9 protein-coding genes are annotated in these 8,962 nt (G+C 69.8%); 6 read left to right on the top strand and 3 right to left on the bottom strand.

The features are described 5' to 3' along the window. Positions 1-142 precede the first annotated feature (142 nt). Entirely contained in the window at positions 143-526 is a 384-nt protein-coding gene (locus tag ACFWBQ_RS31710) for a DUF4291 family protein (protein ID WP_385504341.1), read from the top strand. On the opposite strand, the gene ACFWBQ_RS31715 is transcribed toward ACFWBQ_RS31710, so the two are convergent. Together ACFWBQ_RS31715 and ACFWBQ_RS31720 are read right to left on the bottom strand one after the other, a co-directional pair. After that, complete coding sequence (locus tag ACFWBQ_RS31715) at positions 523-1,704, bottom strand: S8 family peptidase (RefSeq protein ID WP_385504344.1); 1,182 nt, start codon at positions 1,702-1,704, stop codon at positions 523-525. The two genes, ACFWBQ_RS31710 and ACFWBQ_RS31715, sit on opposite strands and share 4 nt — an antisense overlap. A 161-nt stretch (positions 1,705-1,865) precedes the next feature. Continuing rightward, positions 1,866-2,183 carry a hypothetical protein gene (locus ACFWBQ_RS31720; protein WP_385504347.1) on the bottom strand — a complete coding sequence of 106 codons (318 nt, stop codon included), beginning with the start codon at positions 2,181-2,183 and terminating at the stop codon, positions 1,866-1,868. A gap of 571 nt (positions 2,184-2,754) precedes the next feature. Here ACFWBQ_RS31720 and ACFWBQ_RS31725 point away from each other — a divergent pair. After that, positions 2,755-4,065 (top strand): TerD family protein, encoded by a 1,311-nt coding sequence (locus ACFWBQ_RS31725; protein ID WP_385504381.1) that lies wholly within the window; start codon positions 2,755-2,757, stop codon positions 4,063-4,065. Positions 4,066-4,087: 22 nt separating this feature from the next. On the opposite strand, the gene ACFWBQ_RS31730 is transcribed toward ACFWBQ_RS31725, so the two are convergent. Beyond that, on the bottom strand, positions 4,088-5,269 hold the full coding sequence (locus ACFWBQ_RS31730) for a glycosyltransferase (protein WP_385504350.1): 1,182 nt from the start codon (positions 5,267-5,269) through the stop codon (positions 4,088-4,090). 58 nt (positions 5,270-5,327) lie between these two features. Here ACFWBQ_RS31730 and ACFWBQ_RS31735 point away from each other — a divergent pair, with 58 nt between their 5' ends. From ACFWBQ_RS31735 to ACFWBQ_RS31750, 4 genes are all read left to right on the top strand, one after another. Continuing rightward, a complete protein-coding gene (locus ACFWBQ_RS31735; RefSeq protein ID WP_385504355.1) occupies positions 5,328-6,113 on the top strand; it encodes a glutamate racemase in 786 nt (261 codons plus the stop codon). A gap of 69 nt (positions 6,114-6,182) precedes the next feature. Continuing rightward, positions 6,183-6,746 (top strand): hypothetical protein, encoded by a 564-nt coding sequence (locus tag ACFWBQ_RS31740; protein WP_385504357.1) that lies wholly within the window; start codon positions 6,183-6,185, stop codon positions 6,744-6,746. 52 nt (positions 6,747-6,798) lie between these two features. After that, on the top strand, positions 6,799-8,421 hold the full coding sequence (lnt, locus tag ACFWBQ_RS31745; RefSeq protein WP_385504365.1) for an apolipoprotein N-acyltransferase: 1,623 nt from the start codon (positions 6,799-6,801) through the stop codon (positions 8,419-8,421). 9 nt (positions 8,422-8,430) lie between these two features. Continuing rightward, entirely contained in the window at positions 8,431-8,916 is a 486-nt protein-coding gene (locus ACFWBQ_RS31750; protein WP_385504368.1) for an NUDIX domain-containing protein, read from the top strand. Positions 8,917-8,962: the final 46 nt, after the last annotated feature.

Genomic DNA, 8,962 nt, shown 5'->3' on the forward strand with positions numbered 1-8,962 from the left:
TCAGTTCCTTGGCCTTCCCCTTGACCCTTATGGCGTGGTCGGCCCGCGGGGGGTGCCGGCGATCTGAGTGACGAGGAAATCGAGTCGTTCCTCCTGGCCGGCCTGAGGGGGTGCGGCCGCTGTCCGACAGGACAGCCGAGCCGTGCAACGCGCTCCAGATGACTGCGGCGAACAGTTCGCGTCGGTCGTTGTCCGGGCGGAGCAGCTGACGAACTCGTCGAAAGCGGCCCGTAGCGGGGGCGGTGTCTCGGTGCTCGCGCACTTCGGTGCACCCGGTGGCACCAGTAATTCGGCGATCCTGAAGACCCTGTCGTACCGGTCGCTCCAGCGCGGTCTCGCGGGAGCGGCGAGCAGGCGGCACGCCGACGAGGGGACCGTGGCCCTCAGCGACGTGCCCCCGGCGCACGAGATTCGGGGGCTCGTACGTCAAGGGGATCTGGCAGGTGCCGCACGGCTGTTGCCCGAGGAGAGGCCGTACCCTTCCGGGTGGTTCCTCCTCGGGCAACTTGGGCACCAGCCGTTCTAGAACAGCGAGTGCAGCAGCTTGTTCGGCGAACCTGTCAGAGCGTTCTGGACCTTGCCGCTCGTCGCGTTGTTCACCAGCGCGTTCCGGACCTGGGCCGGGGTCGCGGTCGGGTGGGTGGCGAGGTAGAGCGCTGCCACGCCCGCTGTGTGCGGGGTTGCCATGGACGTGCCCGAGATGGTGTTCGTGGCGGTGTCGCTGTCCTTCCACGCCGACGTGATGTCCACGCCCGGCGCGAACAGGTCCAGGCACGTGCCGTAGTTGGAGAACGACGCGCGGCTGTCCGTCTTGTCCGTCGCGCCGACCGTGATCGCCTCGGCGACACGGGCGGGCGAGTAGTTGCACGCGTTCGCGGGGAGGCCCAGGATCGGGAGTCCGTTGCCCGCGGCGATCGAGTAACTGACGCCGGAGGCGATCGACTTCTTCACCGCGTCGTCGAGCGAGGCGCTGGCACTTCCGCCGAGGCTCATGTTGGCGACGGCCGGCTTCCTGGCGTTGGCCGTCACCCAGTCGACGCCCGCGATGACGCCGGCGGTGGTGCCGGAGCCGTCGCAGTCCAGGACGCGTACGGCGATCAGCTTGGCGCCCTTGGCGACGCCGTAGCTCTTGCCGCCGACCGTGCCCGCCACGTGGGTGCCGTGGCCCTGGCAGTCCTGGCCGTTGTGGCCGTCGCCCACCGTGTCCTTGCCGATGCTCGCTCGGCCGCCGAACTCGCTGTGGGAGGTGCGGATTCCGGTGTCGATGATGTACGCGTTCACGTTCGAAGCGGACGTGCTGTGCGTGTATGTCGTCGACAGAGGCAGGTTCCGCTGGTCGACCCGGTCGAGACCCCAAGTCGCTTTGGACTGGGTGTCGTTGAGCCGCACGATCGAGTTCTGCTCGACGTACGCCACGCGCGGGTCTGCCGCGAGCGCCTTCGCCTTCGTCCCTGACAGGGAGGCGGAGAAGCCCTGAAGGACATTGCGGTAGGTGTGCTTGGGCGTGACGCCGAGATCGGCGGCATCGGTGCTGCCGTCCTTGAGGACGACGATCCAACTGTTCTGTACAGCGCTTACAGAGGGGGCGAGACGAAGATCGCCGATGATCGCGCCTTGCGCGGTGGGGGATACGGCGAACTGGAGACCGGTCGCAACGGCGAGCGCGGATATCAGCGCCCCCATGCGACGGGCAGTGACTCTCATCCCGTGCACCTGACCTTTCGTTGACCTGGTTACGGACAAGTACGGTCGTGCATGGTGCCAGGACGTGCGGTTGCGCGAACCAGAGTCCCGTGGTGTGACGTACGACACAGGGTGGCAACTGGCTGCCAATTGCCCTTGCAGCAAAGGGAGTTGGGTCACCATCACGACGTGTGGATCTTGTGCCTGTGCACCGTCTGTCCGAGATGCGGGGCCACGGTGCGCCAGGACCTGATCACCGTGTTGGTCTTCCATGGCTTGCGGGTGCCGCCGAGTGTGACCGCAGCCTCGTCTTTGACGACGGCCGCATCATCGAGTCCGGGACACCCCACGAACTCATGCAGCACGACGAGTGCGCCGGCAAGTTCACCCTGATGCACCATGGTGGCGAGACGGACGTCGGCCGGGTCGATGACACCACCGGTCTCTCCCGTGGCCTCGCGGGTCGGCGCCGTCACCACGTCCTCGTGCGGCCCGTCCAAGTGTCCCGACGGCAGATGTCGGAGCCGGCGGCGTCCCTTTTCCGCCGTTGGCGTCAGGGCCCGACAGGCCGACCTGCCGTGCCGCCCTGCGGGACTCGGCCGAAGCCCGTGCCTGGCTCCAGCGGCATGCGGTGCTCCACGCCGAACTGGTGGGCAGGGGCTCGTTGGAGGCGGACGACTGCGCGGTCGACGGCTCCCGTGTCGGAGCCCTCGAGCCGGTTGATCGCTTGCGGTGGTCGTTCCACCGGCCCCACGGTGTCCGGACGAAGGCAGATGGCTCCAGCTGGACCCACTCAGGGTTCGTCGGATCACCCCGCTCCAAGGAGCCCTCCGTCGAAGGGCTCCCGTGGGGGAGTCCGATAGGAGGGTTGTTCTGCGCGCTATGAGTGAACCGCGTTCCATAATGTGGGCGAAATTGGCGAAAAGGGGCACCGAGCCGCGTGGTGATCGTGTAGAGAGCGAGTTCACAGGGGTTACCGGCGGATCGCCGGGAGCAGTCTCCGCCGTCCTGTGGGCTCCTCGGCGGGCCGGGGATTAGGTTGGCGTGAAACTCCGGGCAGCCGGACTCGTGATGGGGGCGAGCATGACCATGCAAAAGGGAACCAACGTTCCGGTGCCGGCTCAGGTGGTACAGGTCGAATTGGGCTGGCGCACCTCTCCCGGGGCGCCGGATGTGGATGCCTCGGCGCTCCTTCTCGTGTCGGGAAAGGTACGCAGCGACGCGGACTTCGTCTTTTACAACCAGCCGGCACACGGATCCGGCGCGGTGCGCCATGACGGCAAGCGGACGGCCGGTGACACTGTCACGGACACCCTCGTCGTCGACTTCGCGGCGATGGAGCCCGCGATCGACCAGGTGGTCGTCGTGGCCTCGACGGACGGCGGCACCTTCGGCCGGGTGACCGGCCTGTACGTGCGCATCGTGGACTCGTCGAGCGGCTCCGAGATCGCGCGCTTCGAGAGCGCGGACGCGACGGTCGAGACCGCCTTCATTCTCGGCGAGTTGTACCTGCGGCAGGGCGCGTGGAAATTCCGGGCCGTCGGGCAGGGGTACGACACCGGACTCGGGGGGCTGGCGACGGACTTCGGTATTTCCGTCGACGAACCGCAGCAGTCGCCGCCGCCTCAGCAGGCCCCCCGCCCACGGCCGGCACAAGCGCCCTCCAGTGCACCTCAGGCCCCTCCCTCCCCGCAGGCCGCGCCCCCGGCCGCGCCTCCCGCCGCACCCCCCGTCACGCAGCCGGTGAGGCTGACGAAGGTCACGCTGACGAAGGAAGCGCCGTCCGTCTCCCTGTCGAAACAGGGCGGCACCTCCGGAGCCCTGCGCGTCAATCTCAACTGGGAAGTGCGCAAACAGTTCAAGAGCTGGGGAGCGAAACTCGGCAGGGCCGTCGCCATGCATGCCGATCTCGATCTCGATCTCTGCGCGCTGTACGAACTCACCGATGGAAGCAAGGGAGTTGTGCAGGCACTGGGGAATGCCTTCGGCGATCTCCGCCGGCCGCCCTATATCCACCTCGACGGGGACGACCGGACCGGCGCGCTCTCCACCGGTGAGAACCTCACGGTCAACCTCGACCACAAGGACCGGCTGCGCCGCGTTCTGATCTTCGTCACCATCTACGAAGGCGCCCGGAGTTTCGCCGATCTGCATGCCACCGTCACTCTGCAGCCGCAGAACGGGGCGGCGATCGACTTCTCTCTCGACGAATGCACCGTGCCCTCCACCGTCTGCGCTCTCGCACTGATCACCAACAACGGGGGAGACCTCACCGTGCAGCGCGAGGCACGCTATCTCGTGCCGCAGCGCGGGGTGAGCCCCCAGCGGACCATAGACGCAGCCTACGGCTGGGGAATGAACTGGACTCCCGGCCGCAAGTGACCCCGGCCTCCCGGGGCCGGGATCAGGGCTCCGGTGCGGTCTCGGGACGGGTGTACGTACGCCCCTTCCAGGCCGCACCGCGGCCGCGGTAGTGCTGCACCGCCGAATCCACCGTCATGAGGAGATAGAGGACGGCGGTGAACGGCAGGAGCGGCGCCAGCCACAGCGACTGCCGGTAGTACCCCAGCATCGGCATGTACGTCCCCGACATCACGGTCCACGCCGCTGCGCCCGCCCACGCGGCCACCGGATCGCCCGTCAACAGCCCGGCGCAGAGCGTGGCCGGCGGTGCGACGTAGACGAGACCCAGCCCGAGGACGGTTCCGGCCAGCAGCAGCGGACTGTGCCGCAACTGCGCGTACGCACTGCGCGAAACCATCTGCCACAGATCCCCGAGCTGCGGATACGGCCGCGCACTGTCCACCCGCTCCGCGAGCCCCAGCCAGATCCGGCCGCCGCTGCGCTGCACCGCGCGCGCCAGTGACACGTCGTCGATCACAGCCTGACGGATGGACTCCGGGATCCGTGCCCGTTCGGCGGCCCCGGTGCGCAGCAGCACGCAGCCGCCCGCCGCGGCTGCCGTCCTCGTACCCGCCCGGTTGACCCGGCGGAAGGGGTAGAGCTGCCCGAAGAAATAGACGAAGGCCGGCACGACCAGCCGTTCCCAGGTGCTCGTCACCCTCAGCCGAGCCATCTGCGAGACCAGATCGAAGCCGCCCGCCCCCTCGGTTCCGGCCGCCGCGACCAGTTCGCGCAGGCTGTCCGGCTCATGTGCGATGTCTGCGTCGGTCAGCAGCAGGAACTCCGGCTTCCGCTGCCTGGCCAGCGCGATTCCGTGCCGCAGGGCCCAGAGTTTGCCGGTCCAGCCGGGCTCCGGCTCGCCCGGTGACACCACCGTCAGTGGCAGCCCCCCGTGCCTCAGGGACAGCGCACGGGCGAGCTCACCGGTGCCGTCCTGGCTGCAGTCGTCCACGAGGAAGATCTCCGCGTCCCCCGGATAGTCCTGTGCGAGCAGCGACGGCAGGCTGACGGGCAGCATCTCGGCCTCGTCCCTGGCGGGCACGACCACGGCGACCGAGGGCCAGCGCACCGGGTCGGCACGCCTGGGCAGCCGCTGGTCGGTCCGCCAGAAGAACCCCTGTCCCAGCAACAGCCACACCCACGCGATCAGTGAACCCACGGCGATCCAGGCAACGGCGCTCATCCGCCGAAGTCTGCCCCACTTCGGCGGCGCCGTAAGGGCTGTCGACTATGGTGACCGGGTGAAGATCGCACTTATGGACTCGGGAATCGGCCTGCTCGCTGCCGCTGCCGCGGTACGCCGGATGCGGCCAGACGCCGATCTGGTGCTGTCGTCGGACCCCGGCTCGATGCCCTGGGGCCCCCGTACCCCCGAGGACGTGACCGGCCGGGCGCTCGCGGTGGCACGCGCAGCCGCGGCCCACCGGCCGGACGCCCTGATCGTCGCCTGCAACACCGCGTCCGTCCACGCACTGCCGGCCCTCCGGGCCGAACTGGAACCCGGACTGCCGGTCATCGGCACGGTCCCCGCGATCAAACCCGCAGCGGCGGGCGGCGGCCCCCTCGCGATCTGGGCCACCCCGGCCACCACCGGGAGTCCTTACCAACGCGGACTGATCCGCGACTTCGCCCGGTCGGTGGACGTGACCGAAGTGCCCTGCCCCGGGCTTGCGGACGCCGTACAGCACGCGGACGAGGCAGGCATCGACCGTGCGGTGGCGGCCGCCGCAGCTCTCACCCCGCGCGGGGTGACGGACGTGGTCCTGGGCTGTACCCACTACGAGCTTGTGGCCGAGCGTATCCGCGCCGCAGTGCAGCAGCCCGGCCTTCCGCGGGTCGTCCTGCACGGTTCCGCCACGGCGGTCGCCACACAGGCGCTGCGCCGTATCGGTTCCGGACCCGCTCCGTCGGCCGAACCGGTCGGCACCCTCGCCGTCCTCCTCGGCGGACACGCCGCCGACCTGCCCGAACCCGCTCTGGCCTACGCGGAGGGGCTGCTCCTCAAGGCCGTCAGCCCTGTGCTCTGACGTCCCACCCGGCCTGCCGGGCCTTCGCACTCCCTCCCCGGGGCGCGGAACGTGGGTACGCTGCTTGGCATGACGGACCACCCCGGCAGTGCGAGGCACGGTTCGAGCCAGGCCGCGGCCACGGTCTGGACCGGCCGGGCCACCAACCGCTTCCAGTGGCTGCTCGCGGCCGCCGGGGCGGGATGCATGGCGCTCGGGATCGAACTTGCTGTCGATTCGGCCTGGAGTGCCGGAATCGCCCCCCTGCTCATGTCCGTCATCGGCTGTCTCGCCGCCGGACTGCTGATCCTTTTCGGGACCCTCGCCTTCGTGCACGTGGCCGTCAAGGTCGACGGCGACGCCCTCGAGGTGCGCTGCGGCCACATAGGGCTGCCCAGGCGCCGGATCCTGCTCACCCATGTGGTGGGCGCGGACTTCGCCCCCAAGGTCACCCCGCGCCAGTGGGGCGGCTGGGGGTACCGGTGGCGCCCCGAGCAGGGAACCGCAGTGGTGGTGCGCCGGGGCGAGGGGCTGGTGCTGAGACTGGGCGACGGCAGGACCTTCACCGTCACGGTGGACAACGCGGAAGCGGCGGTGCGGTTCATCCGCGACCGACTGCACCTGAGCACCACCGGGAAGTCCGCGGAGTTGTGAACGAGGGGAGCGGGCAGCCGCTCCCACAGCCGCTCACCGTAGACTCCGCCAGGTGAGCGCCACCATCACCACAGTCGAACCGCCGTCCGCCTCCGTGTCCCGCAGCAGAAAGCTGTGGCCGCGGCTCGTCCGGCCGGCCGCAGCCGTCCTGTCCGGTGCGCTGCTCTACGCGAGCTTCCCGCCCCGGCCCCTGTGGTGGCTGGTCCTGCCCGGGTTCGCGCTGCTGGGCTGGGTCCTGTTCGCGCGCAGGCTGCGCGCTGCGCTGGGCCTCGGCCTCCTGGCCGGCCTCGGCTTCATGCTCCCGCTGCTGCACTGGACGGGAGAAGAGGTCGGCCCCGTCCCGTGGCTCGCCCTGGCGCTCGCCGAAGCGGTGTTCATCGCGGTGGGCTGTGTAGGGATCGCCGCGGTATCCCGGCTCGCGTACTGGCCCTTCTGGGCTGCCGCGGTCTGGGCACTCGACGAAGCGGTCCGCGCCCGGGTGCCGTTCGGCGGCTTTCCCTGGGGCAGGATCGCCTTCGGCCAGGCGGACAGCATGTTCCTGCCGCTCGCCGCCCTGGGCGGGACGCCGCTGCTCTCCTTCGCCGTGGTGCTGTGCGGCTTCGGACTTTTCGAAGCCCTGCGACAGATCCGCAGCTACCGTGCCACCGGCACGGTTCCCCGCTTCGCCGTCGCGGCGGCAGCCACAGCCGTCGCGGTCCCTGTCGCGGCCGCCCTCGCGGCCCTGCCGCTCGTCGACGACTCCGCCGAGGACGGCACCGCGACCGTCGCCGCCATCCAGGGCAACGTGCCGCGCCTGGGGCTCGACTTCAATTCCCAGCGCCGGGCGGTCCTGGACAACCACGCAGAGCGAACGGAGCAGCTGGCCCGGGAAGTGAAGGCGGGCAAGGTGCCCCAGCCGGACTTCGTCCTGTGGCCGGAGAACTCCTCCGACCTCGACCCGTACCGCAACGCCGACGCGCGCGACGTGATCGACAAGGCAGTGAAGGCCATCGGCGTCCCCACCGTCATCGGTGCCGTGCTGGAGCCCGACACAGGAAGTCTCCGCAACACCCTGATCGAGTGGGACCCGGAGAGCGGCCCCGTGGACACGTACGACAAGCGGCACATCCAGCCGTTCGGCGAATACATGCCCATGCGGTCCTTCGTGCGGATCTTCAGCAAGGACGTCGACCGCGTGCAGCGCGACTTCGGATCCGGCAGCAAGGTCGGCGTATTCGATCTGGCGGGCACCAAGGTGGGGCTTGTCACCTGCTACGAGGCGGCATTCGACGACGCCGTGCGCGACACCGTCAAGAACGGCGGCCAGCTGATCGCCGTACCGAGCAACAACGCGACCTTCGGGCGCAGCGAGATGACCTACCAGCAGCTGGCGATGTCCCAGGTGCGTGCGGTCGAACACGGGCGGGCGGTCGTCGTGCCCGTCACCAGTGGTGTCAGCGCGGTGATCCGGCCGGACGGCACGATCGTGCACAAGACCGGGATGTTCACCGCGGACGCCCTGGTCGACGAGGTGCCGCTGCGGTCCTCGCTCACGCCGGCCACGCGGATGGGTCCCCTGCCCGAAGGGATCCTCGCGCTGCTCGCGGTGGCCGGCCTCGGCTGGGTGACGGTCCGGTCCGTGCGCGCCCGGAACGGCCTCAGGACGGGCCCCGTGGACGTCCCGGCGGCCACGTAGGCTCGCCGCATGGCTACTCCCGACTTCATCCGCGAGATCCGCGCCACCGCCGGACACCAGTTGCTTCTGCTGCCGGGCATCACCGCGATCGTCTTCGACGACGAGGGCAGAGTGCTGCTCGGCCGACGGTCCGACACCGGCGAATGGTCGGTCATCGGCGGCATCTCCGAGCCCGGTGAGGAGCCCGCCGCAACCGCGGAACGTGAGGTGTACGAGGAGACCGCCGTGCACTGCGTCGCGGAGCGCGTGGTGCTCACCCAGGCGCTGAAGCCCGTGCAGTACGCCAACGGCGACCGGTGCCAGTACCTCGACGTCACCTTCCGCTGCCGGGCCACCGGCGGCGAGGCACGGGTGAACGACGACGAGTCGCTGGAAGTGGCGTGGTTCCCGGTCGACGCCCTGCCGCCGCTGAAGGAGTTCTCCCTGTTCCGCATCAAGCAGGCCCTCATCGAAGGCCCCACCTGGTTCGAACCCACGCCCACCCCCGGCGTCTGACGCGGCACGACGCCGAGGGGCCGGCCGCCACCCGTCGAGGGTGGCC

Origin of the sequence: Streptomyces sp. NPDC060035 (assembly GCF_042736635.1) — a bacterium.
GTDB lineage: Bacteria > Actinomycetota > Actinomycetes > Streptomycetales > Streptomycetaceae > Streptomyces.